The sequence below is a fragment of the Tannockella kyphosi genome (genome assembly GCF_021054785.1).
Classification (GTDB): domain Bacteria; phylum Bacillota_I; class Bacilli_A; order Erysipelotrichales; family Coprobacillaceae; genus Tannockella; species Tannockella kyphosi.
The window spans coordinates 1,987,606-2,005,036 of sequence record NZ_CP088239.1 but is presented as its reverse complement, the minus strand read 5'-3'; the positions used below and the strand labels follow the sequence as shown (position 1 = coordinate 2,005,036).

Annotated in this window: 17 protein-coding genes; 16 read left to right on the top strand and 1 reads right to left on the bottom strand. The window is 31.9% G+C overall.

All coding sequences use genetic code 11. From position 1 onward, the window contains the following. Positions 1-145: 145 nt before the first annotated feature. From LRR82_RS09740 to LRR82_RS09705, 8 genes are all read left to right on the top strand, one after another. A complete protein-coding gene (locus LRR82_RS09740; protein WP_249029240.1) occupies positions 146-1,897 on the top strand; it encodes a sodium:solute symporter family transporter in 1,752 nt (583 codons plus the stop codon). Positions 1,898-1,915: 18 nt separating this feature from the next. Beyond that, positions 1,916-3,907, top strand: coding sequence for a DUF4962 domain-containing protein (locus LRR82_RS09735; RefSeq protein ID WP_249029239.1), 1,992 nt, complete (start codon positions 1,916-1,918; stop codon positions 3,905-3,907). Positions 3,908-3,927: 20 nt separating this feature from the next. Continuing rightward, positions 3,928-4,680: an SDR family NAD(P)-dependent oxidoreductase gene (locus LRR82_RS09730; RefSeq protein WP_249029238.1), complete on the top strand. Its 753-nt coding sequence runs from the start codon at positions 3,928-3,930 to the stop codon at positions 4,678-4,680. Positions 4,681-4,877: 197 nt separating this feature from the next. Beyond that, positions 4,878-6,275 carry an MATE family efflux transporter gene (locus LRR82_RS09725; RefSeq protein WP_249029237.1) on the top strand — a complete coding sequence of 466 codons (1,398 nt, stop codon included), beginning with the start codon at positions 4,878-4,880 and terminating at the stop codon, positions 6,273-6,275. Between the two features lie 9 nt (positions 6,276-6,284). Continuing rightward, positions 6,285-8,165: a heparinase II/III domain-containing protein gene (locus LRR82_RS09720; protein WP_249029236.1), complete on the top strand. Its 1,881-nt coding sequence runs from the start codon at positions 6,285-6,287 to the stop codon at positions 8,163-8,165. A 10-nt stretch (positions 8,166-8,175) separates the two neighbouring features. After that, a complete protein-coding gene (locus tag LRR82_RS09715; RefSeq protein WP_249029235.1) occupies positions 8,176-8,514 on the top strand; it encodes a cupin domain-containing protein in 339 nt (112 codons plus the stop codon). Positions 8,515-8,530: 16 nt separating this feature from the next. After that, positions 8,531-9,490, top strand: a complete 960-nt coding sequence (gene eda / locus LRR82_RS09710) for a bifunctional 4-hydroxy-2-oxoglutarate aldolase/2-dehydro-3-deoxy-phosphogluconate aldolase (protein WP_249029234.1) — start codon at positions 8,531-8,533, stop codon at positions 9,488-9,490. 9 nt (positions 9,491-9,499) lie between these two features. Further along, positions 9,500-10,522 (top strand): sugar kinase, encoded by a 1,023-nt coding sequence (locus LRR82_RS09705; RefSeq protein ID WP_249029233.1) that lies wholly within the window; start codon positions 9,500-9,502, stop codon positions 10,520-10,522. 22 nt (positions 10,523-10,544) lie between these two features. Here LRR82_RS09705 and LRR82_RS09700 read toward each other — a convergent pair whose 3' ends face one another. Then, positions 10,545-11,465 carry a biotin--[acetyl-CoA-carboxylase] ligase gene (locus LRR82_RS09700; protein ID WP_249029232.1) on the bottom strand — a complete coding sequence of 307 codons (921 nt, stop codon included), beginning with the start codon at positions 11,463-11,465 and terminating at the stop codon, positions 10,545-10,547. A 98-nt stretch (positions 11,466-11,563) separates the two neighbouring features. On the opposite strand from LRR82_RS09700, the gene LRR82_RS09695 reads away from it, so the two are divergent. The 8 genes from LRR82_RS09695 to LRR82_RS09660 all read left to right on the top strand — a co-directional run bounded on the left by LRR82_RS09695 (position 11,564) and on the right by LRR82_RS09660 (position 17,422). Next, entirely contained in the window at positions 11,564-12,073 is a 510-nt protein-coding gene (locus tag LRR82_RS09695) for a biotin transporter BioY (protein ID WP_249029231.1), read from the top strand. 86 nt (positions 12,074-12,159) lie between these two features. Then, on the top strand, positions 12,160-12,387 hold the full coding sequence (acpP, locus tag LRR82_RS09690) for an acyl carrier protein (protein WP_249029230.1): 228 nt from the start codon (positions 12,160-12,162) through the stop codon (positions 12,385-12,387). 71 nt (positions 12,388-12,458) lie between these two features. Next, the gene (locus LRR82_RS09685) at positions 12,459-12,887 is read left to right on the top strand and encodes an acetyl-CoA carboxylase biotin carboxyl carrier protein (protein ID WP_249029229.1); all 429 of its coding nucleotides are present in this window, start codon (positions 12,459-12,461) and stop codon (positions 12,885-12,887) included. Further along, on the top strand, positions 12,880-14,235 hold the full coding sequence (gene accC, locus LRR82_RS09680; protein ID WP_249029228.1) for an acetyl-CoA carboxylase biotin carboxylase subunit: 1,356 nt from the start codon (positions 12,880-12,882) through the stop codon (positions 14,233-14,235). The genes LRR82_RS09685 and accC overlap by 8 nt, the downstream gene beginning before the upstream one ends. Next, complete coding sequence (gene accD / locus LRR82_RS09675) at positions 14,235-15,101, top strand: acetyl-CoA carboxylase, carboxyltransferase subunit beta (protein ID WP_249029227.1); 867 nt, start codon at positions 14,235-14,237, stop codon at positions 15,099-15,101. Before accC ends, accD begins: the two co-directional genes overlap by 1 nt. A gap of 2 nt (positions 15,102-15,103) precedes the next feature. Then, the gene (locus LRR82_RS09670; RefSeq protein ID WP_249029226.1) at positions 15,104-16,051 is read left to right on the top strand and encodes an acetyl-CoA carboxylase carboxyltransferase subunit alpha; all 948 of its coding nucleotides are present in this window, start codon (positions 15,104-15,106) and stop codon (positions 16,049-16,051) included. Then, positions 16,041-16,505: a MarR family winged helix-turn-helix transcriptional regulator gene (locus tag LRR82_RS09665; RefSeq protein ID WP_249029225.1), complete on the top strand. Its 465-nt coding sequence runs from the start codon at positions 16,041-16,043 to the stop codon at positions 16,503-16,505. The genes LRR82_RS09670 and LRR82_RS09665 overlap by 11 nt, the downstream gene beginning before the upstream one ends. After that, entirely contained in the window at positions 16,502-17,422 is a 921-nt protein-coding gene (locus LRR82_RS09660; protein ID WP_249029224.1) for a beta-ketoacyl-ACP synthase III, read from the top strand. The genes LRR82_RS09665 and LRR82_RS09660 overlap by 4 nt, the downstream gene beginning before the upstream one ends. Positions 17,423-17,431: the final 9 nt, after the last annotated feature.

Sequence of the window (17,431 nt, the reverse complement as noted above, 5' to 3'; positions counted from 1 at the left end):
CTCTATGTGTAATTAATAAACTTAGTTTATATATATAAACCTAGCGTATTATCAATACAACGACAAACAGCAATTATTTTTTGTACCAACAACAAAACCAAGTTCTTATATGTGAACGAATAAGAAAATATAGGGAGGAAATATCATGATAGATATTCTAGTTGTATGTGTGTATTTCGTATTTTTAATGGCGATAGGTTGGATTTTTAGAACTTTCTCTAATTCAACAAGTGATTATTTTAAAGGTGGAGGAAAAATGTTGTGGTGGATGGTAGGTGCCACAGCCTTTATGACTCAGTTTAGTGCTTGGACTTTTACAGGTGCAGCCGGAAAAGGTTTTACAGATGGTTTTGCAGTAACAGCTATTTTCTTTGGTAATGCAGTTGGTTATTTTGGAAACTATTTATTCTTTGCAGCAAAATCAAGACAGATGCGTGTAACAACTCCAATTGATGGAGTTAGAATGAGATTTGGTAAAGTAAATGAGCAAGCTTTTACGTTAGCTTCACTACCTATTAATATCATTCAAGCAGGTATTTGGTTAAATGGGTTAGCGATATTTGCAGCAGCAGTATTCAATGTAGAAATGAATATAACAATAGTAATTACAGGATTAATCGTAGTTTTAATGTCTGTTAGTGGAGGAGCTTGGGCTGTAGTAGCTTCTGACTTCTTACAAATGGTTATCATTATGGCGGTATCAGTTGTAGCAACTGTTGTAGCAGTAGTAAAAGCTGGTGGACTTAGTGTTATTTTTGCACAAGGATTACCAGAAAAAATAGTAACAGGTTCTGATTATAATTATATGTGGTTATTTTGGGCATGGGTTTTATGTTCTTTTGTAAAACAATTTATTTCTACTAATAACATGATTGGATCTTATCGTTATATTTGTGCTAAAGATACTAAAAATGCTAGAAAGGCTGCTTTATTAGCTTGTGCATTAATGACAGTAGGACCATTGTTATGGTTTGTTCCTTCTTGGTTTATGGCAGCATTTAGTCCTGATACAGCAGCATGGGGATTAGATGCATTAGGAAGTAGTATTACGGATGCAACATATTATGTATTTGTTCGTGACTTTATGCCAGTAGGAATGGTTGGGTTAATGATGTCGGCTATGTTTGCAGCAACGATGTCATCAATGGATTCAGCTTTGAATAAAAATTCAGCTATCTTTGTACGTAGTGTTTATAAAGTATTTATTAATAAAGATGCATCTGATGAATCAATGTTAAAACTTGGAAAAGCAATGACGTTATTATTTGGTGCAATCATTATTGCAGTAGGAATATTTATTAATAGTTTAGAAAATACAAGCTTATTTAATGCAACAGTAATGGTTGGTTCTTTATTGGCAATGCCAATGATGATTCCAACAGTATTAGGATTCTTTGTTAAGAAAACACCAGACTGGGCTGGATGGGCAACATTAGTAGTAGGTATGGCAGTATCATACTTTATCGCATTTATTTGTAATATTGATATGGTAAGTGCATTTATGGGTATTTCACTAACAGCAGCAGAATATAGTGATATGGCTTCTCTTACGATACCTATTGTATTACATGGATGTATTACAACACCATTCTTCTTTATCACGATGTTATTCTTTAAAGGGTTTACTCCAGAAAGACAAAAAGAAGTTGACTTATTCTTTACAAATATTGCAACACCAGTAATTGTAAATGAAGAGGATCCTAAAGTAGTTGAATCTGATTGTAGACAAAGAAAAACATTAGGTGGATTATTAATAGCAGCAGGATTAGCAATATCATTCATGGTATTTATACCAAATGAATTTGCAAGTAGATTTGTATTTGTAGCAGTAGGAGCAGTCGTATTATTAGCAGGTATCGGATTATATTGGACAGCGAAAAAGACAAAAATAGCGTAAAAAAACGAGGAATTATAAATGCAAAAAACAAATTATGTGTTCATTGGGGACTTAGAGCCATTTAAGGCTCAAGCCCACAATGAAAGGAAAGAACAATTAAATCGTCTTCTAGAAGAAGCAAATCGTTATGCGACTTTTGAATTACCAGAAGTACATCCAGATGGAAGTACTACTTATATGGGGATTGCAATTGTAAACTTAGCATTAGCGTATAACTTAACAAAAGAAGATAAATATTTAAAGGAAGCAAAAAGATTTATTAATACTGTATTGAATTATGAAAAATGGGGATTCGCTCATTTAGTAAATGTAGATTTAAGTGCTTCTTGGATTTTATTTGGATTATCACTTGGTTATGATTGGTTAAAAGCAGACTTAGATCAAGAACTAAGAGAAACAATCACAAATAAAATAGAACATCATGCAAAAATCATGTATGACTACAAAGAAGAAACAGCTGGTGAAGGATGGGCAACACAATACTATCAAAACCATAACTGGATCAACTTAAATGGATTAGCTACTGCTGGTTATGTATTACAAGCAGATGGCTTAAATGGACAAGTATATATTGATAGTGCCAAAGAAAACTTTAAAAGAGTATATGAATATATGCCAGAAGATGGTTCTAATTATGAAGGTGTTGTTTATTGGCGTTATGGTGGAATGTGGTTATTTGTATATGCTCACTTATTAAATGTACAAGAAGGTATTAATTACTTCGAAACAAGTGAGTATTTAAGAAATACATTCGATTATCGTTTATATCAATCAGCACCAGATCTAGCACAGCAATTAAACTATGGAGATGCACATGATCGCCATAGTGGACATACAGCTTGTGTTTATTATAAAGTGGCTGCAGAGTACAATAACGGGTATGCACAAACATTTGCGAATATTGTTTTAGATGAATTCTTAGAAATAGAAGCAAATAATAGTAAAGTGAAGCCTGGTATTTTACCAGAAGCAGTATTTGAATTCTTATGGTTTAGCCCAAAAGTAGAAGCAAAACCTTTAGCAGAGTTACCAAAAGTAAAATATTTCCCAGATTTAGGATTACTAAGTATGCGTAATACTTGGGATCGTGATGGAAAAGTATTTACAATTAAATGTAGCGCTCCTGGTGGTAAAAAACAATGGGATAAAGCTTGGGAATTGTATTATAAAGAAAATATTGATTGTTTATCATTATCACATCATCATCCTGATAACTTAGCTTATATCTATGTTGAAGGAAGTGAATTCTTAACATGTGAAGATGGTTATAATAGAAATATTATGCCTGACAATCACAATGTGTTATTAGTAGATGGTCAATACACAGATGTATTTGATTGTAATGATGTTTATGTTGATTCAGCAAAAGCTAGATTAGCACAAAACCCTGACTTTGATATTGTTAATGAATATCGTGGTGATGTAATGAATTATGTTCATCAAGATGATATGGTTGGGTACTATGGAGATACAACTAAAATCTATAAAGAAGCTGCAAAAATGACAGAAGTTAGTAGAACAGTCTTTAGTGATGATTTAGAATTCATGGTATTCTTAGACCGTTTTGTAAGTGAAGAGGACCATAAGTTCTCAGTTATCTCAAATACAAACAATCATGCAACAAAGAACTTTGAAAATGCTTATACTTATGCATTAAACAATAAGCAATTAGGGTATGTTATCCATAGTGATGTAGAAATAACAGAAAAACAATACGATCAAGATGTTGTCGGAGTAATGACAACACAAGAGCCTGACAAAGTATGTAGAGTAGAAATTAAATCGTTATATTTTGAAACAAAGCAAGCCTGCAAAAAAGCAGTTATGTTTGAATGCTTTGTTCCTGCAAATATAAAAGTAGTACAAGATCACCATAAAGTAACAATCCATGCTAAAAAGCAATATGAATGTATTGCTAGAGAAGGATTTGAACAATATGGTATCACAAGTAACGCCAGTATGTATGTAATCATACATGATGGTCAAACAGAAACAACATTTGAAATTTAAAAATAAAAGGAGAAATTAAAATGAGTAAAAAAGTAGCATTAGTTACAGGAGCAACAGGTGGTATTGGTTTAGCAACTGCAACAGCATTAGCAAAAGATGGTTATACAGTAGTAATTAACGGAATTGATGACGCACAAGCAGCAACTGCAATTGCATCATTAAAAGAAGTAGGAGCAGAATGTGAGTACGTTAACTTTGACGTAACAAACGAAGCTGCAGTAGCATCAAGTGTAGCTGCAATTGGTGAAAAATACGGAGTTATCGACGTTGTTGTAAACAACGCTGGTGGACTTGGAGGACGTTCTCGTTTTGAAGAAATGACTACTGATTTCTACCGTAATGTAATGGCATTAAATGTAGATAGCGCATTCTTCGTAACAAGAGCAGCAATTCCTTTCTTAAAGAAAAGTGAAAATGCTTCAATCGTTAACTTTGCATCAAATGCTGCATGGAATGCAGGTGGTCCAGGAGCTGGTATCTATGGTGTAAGTAAAGCAGCAATCGTTACTTTAACAAGAGCATTTGCAAAAGATTTAGCAGAATACGGTATCCGTTCTAACGCAGTAAGCCCAGGAACTATCGATACTCCATTCCATGACAACATTAAGAAAACAAATCCTCAAGTATTTGAATCTTGGAAAAACAATATCTTAATGAAACGTTTTGGTCAACCTGAAGAAGTAGCATCAGTAATTTCATTCTTATGTAGTGAAAAAGCTTCTTTCTTAACAGGAGAAATTATCCAAGTTAATGGTGGACAAGACTTCTTATAAGAAGATTTAAACAAACTGGAAAGGAAGTTTTCATTTGTGAATTCCGCAAGGAAAACGAAAAGAAAATAAATTTCCAGTTTTTTTAATAAATGAATTAGTAATTTTACACATATAGTAGGTAAATGAATTCCTCGCTTACCTACTATACTATTTAAAGTGAGCGATTTATAAAAAATTGTTTAGGAGAGGGGAAAATCTTGAAAGAGAAAGTAAATATATTAAATGGTAGACTAGACGCAGTTATCTGGATGATAACTTTACCAATTATCATTACCAATATGGTAGAGGGTATGTATGGTATTATAGATAGTCTTTTTGTTGCGAATGTAGGTAGTTTAGCAGTAGCAAGTGTTGCCTTTGTAGGACCTATTCAGGATACATTAAATGCAGTAGCAACAGGTCTATCGGTAGCTGGGTGTAGTTTAATAGCACGTTATATTGGTGCTAATGATGAACAAAAAGCACGTAGAATGATTGGCCATGTATTTGTCATTGGAGTAACGATTGGGTTTATAATAAGTGCCGTAACATTTGTTTTTTCAAATGAAGTATTACTTTTAGCAGGTATTACAGATACTTTATTAGCTGATTCAAGTCGTTATTTGATGTTAACAGCATGGGGTGTAGTATTTAATTTTATTACTGTTCTTTATCTCGCAATTGAAAGAGCTCAAGGAAATACAAAGAAAGCAATATCTATTAATATGTTTTCTTTAATAATGAAAATCATTTTCTGTTACCTATTTACGATTGTAGTAAATTGGGAAATTACAGGGATTGGACTAGCAACAATATTAGCACAAGGAATTTGTGCTACTACTTGTTTAATTAGTTTTTTCTCTAAGAAAAATGAAAGAAAATTAGAAATAAGTGAATACAAAATAAACTCTATTTCAACTAAAATATTATTAGTAACAGCATTACCATTAATATTTGAAAAATCATTAATATCAATGGGTTTTATAATTATTAACAAGTATGTACTTGCTTTTGGAGAACCAGTTTTAGCAGCTTATGGAATCACAAACAAAGTAAACTCTGTTTTCTTTAAAGCTGTAACCGCATTTGGTACAGGTTTATCGGTAATTGTAGCTCAAAACATGGGTGCAAACCAACCAGAACGTGTTAAAAAAGCAGTATGGAAATCCTTAGGTTTTGGATTAACGTTAGCTATTATTTTTATAGCATTCTTACTGCCATTTAGATCATCGATTGCAGCATTATTTGTGGATACTAGTGATCCAACGTATCAACATATTATTAATGCAATGGGTATCTATAGTGCATCTATTATTCCCTGGGGAATGACAGAATGTGCAATGGGTATTTTCCAAGGAACAGGGGATACAAAGTTTAATTTATTTGTTAGTTTAATGAGAATTTATGTGTTTAGAGTACCAGTTGTTATTATTTTCTCTCAACCTATTTGGGGGATTGGTGAATATGGTATTTGGTATGCAATGTTGGTAAGTAATATATTAAGTGGACTATTTTCAATTGGTTTGTATTTGTTCATGAAAAAGACAATCATTGATGGTAGAATAGAGAAAAATAAAAGTATAGAAATAAAAGAAGAACAAGTAGTGTTCGAATAGGAGCAATAAATGAAAATATTTGATATAAATGAACAAATTCTAACAACGAATCCTAAATATATGGAAATGTTAGAATCAATGAAAAAAGAAGCAGAAAAGTTTTGTAATGAATTTCATGATTCACCTGAATATTTAAGTGAATGGGGACATAATTATTTCTGTCCTGAAGATGGAGAAAGACTGATCTTTGATTTAGATAAACCACATGAACATGTTTGTCAATTATGTCATACAGTATATCAAAATAAAACATTTGATAATGTATGGAGATATTTTTACCGTAATACAGCAATTTTAACATTAATGAAATTAGCGACATTATATCGTGTTGAAAAAGATTCTAAATATTTAACAGAATATAAAAAAATCTTAGGTTTCTATTCTGATCATTATGTAGAATTCGCATTACATGCCAAAGATAAAATTGTAGATGAAAGTGGTTTAACAGTTGATGTTGGTGGAGCAGCTCGTTTAATGCCTCAAGGATTAAATGAAGCAATTGTTGCTATTCGTATTATTATTTCTTTAGAATTATTAAAAGGTGAATTAGAAGAAGAATTCTTAGAAGGTTTAAATAAAAACTTATTTATTCCGATTACTGATATCTTAATTCCTCAAATCACACATATTCATAACATCCCTTGTTGGTTAAATGCAGCAGTAGGTGTTATTGGTTTATATACACAAAATCAATCATTTATTGATTTAGTATTCAAAGGTGAATTTGGTATTAATGAACAATTAAAACAAGGTGTTACAGGAGATAAATTCTGGTATGAAGGATCAATTCATTATAACTTCTTCTTATTAGAAGGTGTAGTAGACTTAATGGCATTTGCTCAGTTACATGGACAAGAATTCGCATCAAAAGGATTAGTAGAAGAAATGTTAATCCGTGCTTATCATTATGCATTTGATAACGATATCTTACCAAATCCAAATGATGGATGGCCAAATGTAACATTAAAATCATATGAATATATTTACTGTTTAGCTACTAAAGTATTTGGAGAAGATAGTGAAGTAGGAAATATTTATAAAAATATTTGTGCAAATCCAAGTGAAAGAGTCGAGTTCCCATTATCAAAACCTTTCTATTATAACAATGAAATTAGTTTTGAACGTATGTCTTGTTTACCAGATTTAGATATAAACAATCGTAGTGAAATCAAAAGAACTTCTACTTGTTTTGAAAATTCATATTTTGGAATGCTTAAAAATGATCATATAAATGTCTTTATGAAATATGGTCATAGAGGACCTTCTCATGCTCATCCTGATAAAATGAATATTGAAGTAATGGTAGAAGGATTATCATTATCAAGAGATTTATCAAATACAGGTTATGGATCAAAGCTTTGTAATGAATGGCATAGACATTCATTATCTCATAATACGGTATTAGTAGATGGGAAAAATCATGTTTCTACAGAAGGTGGAAAAATTGTTGAATTTAATGATACAATCTGTCATTCTTTAGTAGAAGATGTTTATGAAGGTGTTGATTATCAAAGACGTGTAGAAATTAGTGATCATGGATTTACAGATAGTTTTGGAGTAGAATCAAAAGAAGAACATCAATTAGATTGGATTTTCCATAGTGAAGCAACATTATTAACAGAAGTAGCATCTACTCCTGCAAAGATTGAATATGATGCATTTGGATATGAACATTTAAAAGATGTCCGTAAAGTAGTAAGTAGTGATGAATTAAGATTACAATGGAAATTAGGAAAAGTAACATTAACTTCTATCATTGATACAAAAGATAAAGATGTATTTATGGCACAAACTTATGATAATCCAGTATCTAGATTTAGAACAGCGATTATTTTAAGAACAAAAAATAAAACAGCTACATTTAATGCTGTATGGGAAATTGAAAAATAAGGAGAATAAGATGAACAGAGATTATTATTTTATTAATGAAGAAATTGAATTTGAACAAGTGAATGACTTAATTAAAAGAAAAATTGTAGCTCGTGGTGGAGATATGATGATTGTGGAAGTACATTTTCAAAAAGGTGCTATTGGAGATTTACATCACCATATTCATGAACAAGTATCTTATTGTATCAGTGGATGTTTAGAGTTTGAAGTAAATGGAGAGAAACAAATTATTAAAGGTGGAGACTCTGTATTTATGCCAATTGAATCATTACATGGATGTGTATGTTTAGAAGACACAGTTCTTTTAGATATTTTCACACCACAAAGAGAAGACTTTTTAAAGAAATAGGTCAAGGAGAAGACAAATGAACGAAGTGTTAACTAGATTACAACAAATCGGAATTGTACCAGTAGTCGTAATAGATGATGTAAAAGATGCAGCACCTCTTGCAAAAGCATTATGCGATGGAGGGTTACCTTGTGCAGAAATTACTTTCCGTACAGAAGCAGCAGTGGAAGCAACTCGTATTATGGCAACAGAATATCCTGACATGTTAATTGGAGCAGGTACTATTTTAACAGTAGAACAAGTGGATATTGCAGTGGCAGCAGGAGCAAAATTTATTGTAAGTCCAGGATTAAACCCAAAAGTGGTTCAATACTGTGTAGAAAAAGGAATCCCTGTAACACCTGGTGTTACTAGTCCTAGTCAAGTAGAACAAGCAATTGAATTAGGTTTAGATACTGTAAAATTCTTCCCAGCAGAAGCTGCTGGAGGATTAAATATGATTAAATCAATGGCTGCAGCCTATACAAATATGAAATTCATGCCGACAGGTGGAATCAATCCTAATAATGTAAATGAATATTTAGCGTTTAATAAAATCTTATGTTGTGGTGGAAGCTGGATGGTAAGTGGAGACTTAGTAAAAGCTGGTAAATTTGATGAAATCACAAGACTTACAAAAGAAGCCTTAATGACGATGTTTGGTTTTGAATTACGTCATGTAGGGATTAACTGTGAAAATGATGATCAAGCAAAACAAACAGTAAAAATGTTTGAGGCAATGTTTGGATTTACTGCAACAGAAAAGAAAGCTTCTTATTTTGCAGGTAGTGCGATTGAAGCAATGAAAAGCCCTTATTTAGGAACAAAAGGACATATTGCGATTGCTACAAATGATGCAAATCGTGCAAAAGCATATTTAGAAAACCAAGGTTTTGAGTTTAATATGGATGCTGCTTTATATAATGGAGACAAACTAATTACTATTTATTTCAAACATGAAGTTGCAGGATTTGCAATTCATTTAATTCAAAAATAGGAGAATATCATGGAAAAGAAATATGATGTATTATCTTTAGGAGAAGTCTTAATGAGACTTTCTCCTCCTACAAATGAAAAGTTAACTCGTGGTGATTTTTTAGAAAAACAAGTTGGTGGTGCAGAATTAAATGTACTAAGTGGAATAGCATTATTAGGTTTAAAAACAGGAATTATTTCTAAAGTACCAGGAAATGATATTGGTATATTTTCAAGAAATAAAATGCGTGGAGTAGGAATAAGTGATGAATATTTAGCGTATGACAATGAATCAGATGCTAGATTAGGACTTTATTACTATGAAAATGGAGCATATCCTAGAAAACCTAGAGTTGTCTATGATCGTAAACATTCTTCGATGTTAAAAGTGAAGTTAGAAGATTTCCCAGAAGAAATGTTCACTTCTACAAAATGGTTCCATACAACAGGAATCACATTAGCCCTAACACCAGAAGTTCGTGACCTAACAAAAGAACTAATAAAAAAATTCAAAGCTGCTGGAGCTAAAATATCTTTTGATGTTAACTTTAGAAGTAACTTATGGACAGGACCACAAGCAAAACAATACATTGAAGAAATTCTTCCTTATGTAGACATGTTCTTCTGTTCAGAAAGTACAGCACAATTAACTTTCTTAAAAGAAGGTACTTTAGAACAAATTATGAAAAGCTTTACAGAAGAATATCCTATCTCTTATGTAGCCTCAACTACTAGAATCGTACATAGTCCAAAAGTACATACCTTTGGATCTGTATTCTATGACGCTTTGAAAGATACATACTACAAAGAAGATGATTACGCTAATATTGAAGTAGTTGATCGTATTGGTAGTGGAGATGCTTATATTTCTGGAGCTCTTTATGGACTAATTAAATATGATGGAGATTGCCAAAAAGCATTAGAATTCGGGAATGCAACAGGAGCTGTAAAAAATACAATTCCTGGTGATATGCAAGCTTTAGAATTAAATGAAATCGAAGCTATTATTGCTTCTCATCAAGATACAAATGATACTAGTGAAATGACTAGATAATGAAAAATAACGGAGTTATCCGTTATTTTTTTATGCTTCCAATATGTACTTCACCACTCTGTAGTACCTGTTTTTGATTATTTACTTCTACTACTAAACGTCCCATATGATCAATATCTACTACTTTTCCATAAAAAGTTTGTTGGTTCACTTGAAAATAAATAGCACGATCAAGTAAACAAGATTGTTGCTTATATAGCGTAAGAATCGACTGCCAAGATTGGTTACAAAGTAATTCAAATTGCTTTATAATACAAGCAATTATTTCATTTCTACTACAACCATATAATTGTAAACTACTAATATCTTGACGAGTATTTTCTTTTAAATCTTTGATATCATTTAAAATATTTAAACCAATTCCAATAATTAATTGTTCTTCGTCATCTTCTACTAAAATTCCCCCAACCTTTGCATTATCATAATAAATATCATTTACCCATTTTAGTTTCACTTCGATATCAAACAATTCTTGCAATGCCGTATAAATGGCGCAAGAAGCTAGAATAGGATATTGATATTGTTCTAAATAAATAAATGATTTTGGATATACCAAACTCATATAGATACCACTATCCTTAGGAGAATAGAAGGAATGATTACCCCTTCCTTTTCCTGATGTTTGATGATTTGTTATTAGTAATCTTTTATAAGGAGATGGTGTTCTTTTTGCATAGCTGTTTGTAGAATCAATGGAATCAAATATTTCAATAGAATAATCAGAATCTAGATAACTACAAATAGCTTCTTTACAAAGCGTTGTAACCAAAGAGTGCAAACAACAAGTATCTAGTGAGTACGTTATTAAAAAACCATCATCAATTAGTTCTTGTAAAATAGTAACGAATTGAGGAGAGGAAAGAAGATATTTATTTTCTAAATAATGATTAGGAATACTTTCTTTTACATGGTCATATAAATAACTAATTACTTTTCTTTTCATTTTTTCACCTCTGTTTATTATAACATGGGAAAGTATTTATGCAATTTGTTTTGACATTCAAAACAAAATAAGTATAATATTCAACCAGGAGGGAAAATATGAATACAAAAGTAAAAGATATGACAACGGCGGCATTGTTTATAGCCATCATTTGTGTGTTTGCACAATTAAAAATTAATATAACAGGATTTGTACCAATTACATTACAAACATTAGCGATCTATCTTATCGGGGGTATCTTAAAACCTCAACCAGCATTCTTTTGTTTGTCAGGTTATTTAGTAATAGGGGCGATTGGACTTCCAGTCTTTTCTAATTTTGGTAGTGGTCTTGGATCATTGTTTGGTATGACAGGGGGATATTTAATCATATTTCCATTTATGGCAGCCAGTATTAGTTATCTAATACATAAAAGAGTAAATATCGTGTTAGCGTATTTTTTAGGAACTGTTTTATGTTACAGTTTTGGAACAGTGTGGTTTATGTATTATACAGAGCAAACATTACAAGCAAGTTTGGCTTTATGTGTATATCCATTTTTGTTTGGAGACGCTATTAAAATAATGATAGCTTGTTTTCTTTATCATAAAATAAAGAGGGTGTATTAATAAAAAAACATTATTTTGATTATCAAACTATTTACATTTTAGAATACATAGTATATAATCATCACAAAATCAAGGAGGAATAGAAAATGTTATTCGATGAAATTAAGGAAATTATTGTAGACTCATTAAGTGTGGATGAAACACTTGTTACATTAGATGCAAGTTTAAAAGAAGATTTAGAAGCTGACTCTTTAGATGCAGTAGAATTAGTAATGGCAGTAGAAGAAAAATTAGGGATTGAAATCGATGATGAAACAGCTGTTACATTAAAAACAGTAAAAGATATTGTTGATTATGTAGCATCAAAACAATAAGAAACCCAGATCTCTGGGTCTTTCTTTTCGCATAAAATTATTTTGACATTCAAAGGATTAAGGAGATAAAGATGAAACTAGACTTAGTAAAAGATTTATTCGAACAATTTGAAAGCTCATCTGTAGCTAAAATGAAAATAGAAATAGAAGATATCAAATTAGAACTAGAAAAAGCAACGATAGTTCAAGAAATAGTAAAACAACCAGTCATTCAAGAAACAAAAGAAATGAAAGTGGTAGAAGATGTTTTCAAAGGAACAGAAGTAAAGTCTCCAATTGTGGGGGTATTCTATAGTGCTAGTTCACCTGATGCAAAAGCTTTTGTAGAAGTGGGACAAAGTGTTAAAGCAGGACAAGTTATTTGTATTATTGAAGCGATGAAAGTAATGAATGAAATAAAAGCTCCTCAAGATGGTATTGTTTCAAAGATATTGATAAAGGATAGTGAGGTAGTAGAATACGACCAAGCTATTATGTTGTTAGAGGATGATTATGTTTAAAAGAATATTAATCGCAAATCGAGGAGAGATAGCGGTTCGTATTATTCGTACTTGTAAAGAGTTAGGGATTGAGGCTGTTGCGATTTATTCCGATGTGGATGCATCTTCTTTGCATGTGAAACTTGCAGATCATGCCATATGTATAGGTTCTTCAAAAGCAAGTGAGAGTTATTTAAATATTCAAAATATCTTAGCAGCTGCTACTAGTTTACATTGTGATGCAATTCATCCAGGGTTTGGCTTTTTATCGGAGAATGCGCAATTTGCAAGATTAGTAGAAGAATGTGGAATGAAGTTTATAGGTCCTAAAGGAAGTGTCATTGATAAGATGGGGAATAAAGCAATGGCTCGTCAAATTATGATAGAGGCAGGGGTACCAGTAGTACCAGGGAGTCAAGGAATTGTAAAGGATGTGCAAGAAGCAAAAGATGTCGCAATGAAAATAGGTTATCCTATTTTAATTAAAGCTTCTGCTGGTGGTGGAGGAAGAGGGATGCGAAAAGCATTCTCTCCAGAAGAATTTGAACAAGCCTTTGCTACTGCAAAAGCAGAAGCAAAAGCTTGTTTCAATGATGATGCGATGTATTTAGAAAAATTGATTTTAAATCCAAAGCATATAGAATTTCAAATTTTAGCAGATACTTATGGGAATGTAATTCATTTGGGAGAAAGAGATTGTTCGATACAAAGAAGAAATCAAAAAATGATTGAAGAGTCTCCTAGTAAAGCATTAACAGCTAGTTTGCGAGAAAAGATGGGGAATGATGCAGTCCGTGCTGCCAAAGGTGCCGGTTATACCAATGCTGGAACGATAGAGTATGTTTTAGATAGTGAAGGGAATTATTATTTCATTGAAATGAATACAAGAATTCAAGTGGAACATCCTGTAACAGAAATGGTAACAGGGGTTGATTTAATCCGAGAACAAATACGAATTGCAGCAGGACAACGATTAGGGTTGAAACAAGCAAATGTTATGTTACAAGGACATGCAATTGAGTGTCGTATTAATGCAGAAAAACCTAGTGAAAACTTCCGTCCTAGCCCGGGGCTAGTAAAGGGAGTACATTTACCAGGTGGTTTAGGTGTTCGTATTGATACGACACTCTATCAAGGATATCTTGTATCGCCACACTATGATTCGATGGTTGCTAAAGTGATTGTTCATGGAACCAATCGTTTAGAGGCAATTAGAAGAATGCGTCGAGTATTATCTGAATTAGTTATTGATGGAATTGATACCAATCAAGAATTACAATATATGATTTTACATCATAATGAGTATGTCAAAGGTAATTTTGATACGGGATTTATAGAGGCTCATTTAGATAGTTTGGTGGATGAATAATGGAAAATATATTTAATATAAGAAAAGAAAAACTAAAAATATTTAAACAAAGAAGAAAAGCAAAAACAAAGAATAGTATCGATGTACCAGAAGGAATATATACGACATGTAGTAGTTGTAAAGAAATGATTTTAACAGAAACAGTAACTAGTAATTACTATATTTGTCCTAAATGTATGTATCATCAAAAAATAAGTGCTCATACCCGACTAAAGATGGTTTTTGATCATCAAAAATATCGTGTATCTTACCAAAACTTAGAAACAAGTGATCCTTTGTTATTTCCAGGATATATGGATAAGTTAAAACTTCAACAAGAAAAAACAAACTTAGATGAAGCAGTAGTAGTAGCTTTAGGAAAAATAGATAATCAACGATGTGTAGTTTGTGTTATGGATAGTAACTTCTTTATGGCTAGTATGGGAAGTGTTGTGGGAGAAAAAATAACAAGAGCGATTGAATATGCAACCAAAAGAAAAAGACCGATTATTATCTTTTGTACTAGTGGAGGAGCAAGAATGCAAGAGGGCATTGTTTCTTTGATGCAAATGGCAAAAACATCAGCTGCCTTGCAACGTCATCATCAAGCAGGACAATTATATATATCGTATATTACGCATCCTACAACAGGAGGAGTTACTGCTTCTTTTGCGATGTTAGGGGATATTATTTTAGCTGAACCAAAAGCATTGATTGGTTTTGCAGGAGCTAGGGTAATAGAAACAACGATTAAACAAACATTACCTGAAGATTTTCAAAGTAGTGAGTTTATGAAAAAACAAGGGTTTATTGATAAGATTGTATCAAGAGATGAAATGAGAGATGTACTAATTCGAATCTTGAGAATGCATAAGGTAGGTAAATAACAATGTCCTTACAAGAAAAAGAAAAAGAAATAAACAAAATAATGCAACAAATAGAATATTTACAACAAGAAAACAAAGACTCAAATATAGATACTATCCATGCATTAAAACAAGTAGTAGAACTTAAAACAAAAGATGCTTATCTTCATTTATCTAATTATGATCGTGTTTATTTAGCAAGAAAAACAACAAGACCAAATGTTTATGAATATATTGAAGCTATTTTTGATGATTTTATTGAATTACATGGTGATCGTCTAAATCAAGAAGATAGCTCTTTAGTTACAGGATTAGCGTTGTTAGGGAATATGCCTGTTACCGTGATTGGTCATCGTAAAGGAAGAACATTAGAAGAGAATATGGAATGTAATTTTGGGATGTCCAGACCAGAAGGATATCGTAAAGCATTGCGTTTAATGCATCAAGCAAATAAGTTTCATCGACCGATTATTACCTTTATTGATACTCCTGGTGCGTATCCAGGTAAACAAGCAGAAGAAAATGGAATTGGAGAAGCGATTGCAAGAAATCTAATGGAAATGAGTACCTTAGAAGTACCTATTATTGTAGTAGTAATTGGAGAAGGTGGTAGTGGAGGAGCTTTAGCTCTTAGTGTTGGAGATAAAATTGTAATGTTAGAAAATAGTGTTTATTCTATTTTATCACCAGAGGGATTTGCATCGATTTTATGGAAAGATGGCTCTAGAGCCAGTGAAGCAGCAGAACTAATGAAGCTTACAGCCAAAGATTTAAAAGAGATGCAAATTATTGATGATATCATCTTAGAACCAACAACAGGTATTACTATCCAAGATACAGAAGTTTTCTTAACGATTAGAAAGTATATTGAAGAAAATATTCTTTCATTACGACAGTTATCTACTAAGACTTTAATAGAAAAACGTTATGAAAAGTTTAGAAAAATAGGAGGTGAGGATATTGTTAAATAGAGATATTATCAATCGAGAAGTAATTAATGAACTATTAGTACACTTATTTAATGAAATATTAGATATTGAACAAGTCTTTATGAAAGATAGAGGCATAAAAGATCTTAGTGTAATAGAAGTTCATTTATTAGGATTAATTAGTAGTATCCCTACTCCAACAATGTCTTCTATCGCTAAAAAAGCGACACTAACCAATGGAACAGTCACAACGGCTATTAAAAAACTAGAAGAAAAAAATTGTGTAGAAAGAATCAAAGATAAACATGATAAACGTATTATACGAGTAATGGTAACAAGCAAAGGAGCCAATGCATGTCGAGTACATCAAGCTTTTCATGATGAAATGATTGGTAGTATTTGTGAGGATACAGATTCATTGCAAGATGAACATTTGATTGAGTCATTACGTAAGTTATGTTATTTCTTTGAAGAAATTAGGGATAAATTAAAATGATGGGAATAGAGATACTTTCTACGGGGTACTATGTACCACCTAAAAAACTAACAAATAAAGATTTAGAAAAACTAGTGGATACTAGTGATGAATGGATTCAAGAAAGAACAGGTATTCATACTAGACATGTTGTGGATACTCAAAACAATATCGATATTGCTTATCTTGCTAGCAAACAAGCAATTCAAGGGATTGATAAAAAGAAGATTGGTATTATCTTAGTAGCTACGATGTCTAATGAAAATAAGACACCTAGTGTTGCTTGTATGTTACAAGAAAAATTAGGATTAAATGATCAAGAAGTAATTGCTTTTGATATTAATGTTGCTTGTAGTGGATTTGTATATGGGTTAGAAATAGCAAGAGGACTGTTAAATTCGTTAGAAGATAAATATGCATTGGTTGTAGGAAGTGAAGTTCTTTCTAAATTAATAGACTATACAGATCGTAGTACTTGTATCTTATTTGGAGATGGATCAGGAGCAGTAGTAGTCCAAGCATCTAATAATAAGATGTATAGTTATTTAGATGCAAAAGGAAATAAAGAGGTATTATGTACATCAAAGGATGGTTATTTAACAATGAATGGGACGGAAGTATTTAAGTTTGCAACAAGAATCATTCCAAAATGCATAGAAAAGTTATTAGAAAAATCAAATCTAAAGATAGAGGATATTGATCATTTTGTTTGCCATCAAGCAAATTATCGAATTATCCATTATGTTTATAAGAAAATGAAAATTGATCCCCAAAAGTTTTACATCAACGTACAAGAATTTGGTAACACATCAGGAGCCAGTATACCAATTGCATTAGCTCAAATGAATGAACAAAAGCTTATAAAAAAAGGCGATAAAGTAATGTGTATTGGTTTTGGAGCAGGTTTAACATGGGGAGCAACTCTACATGAGTGGTAAGGAGAAAAG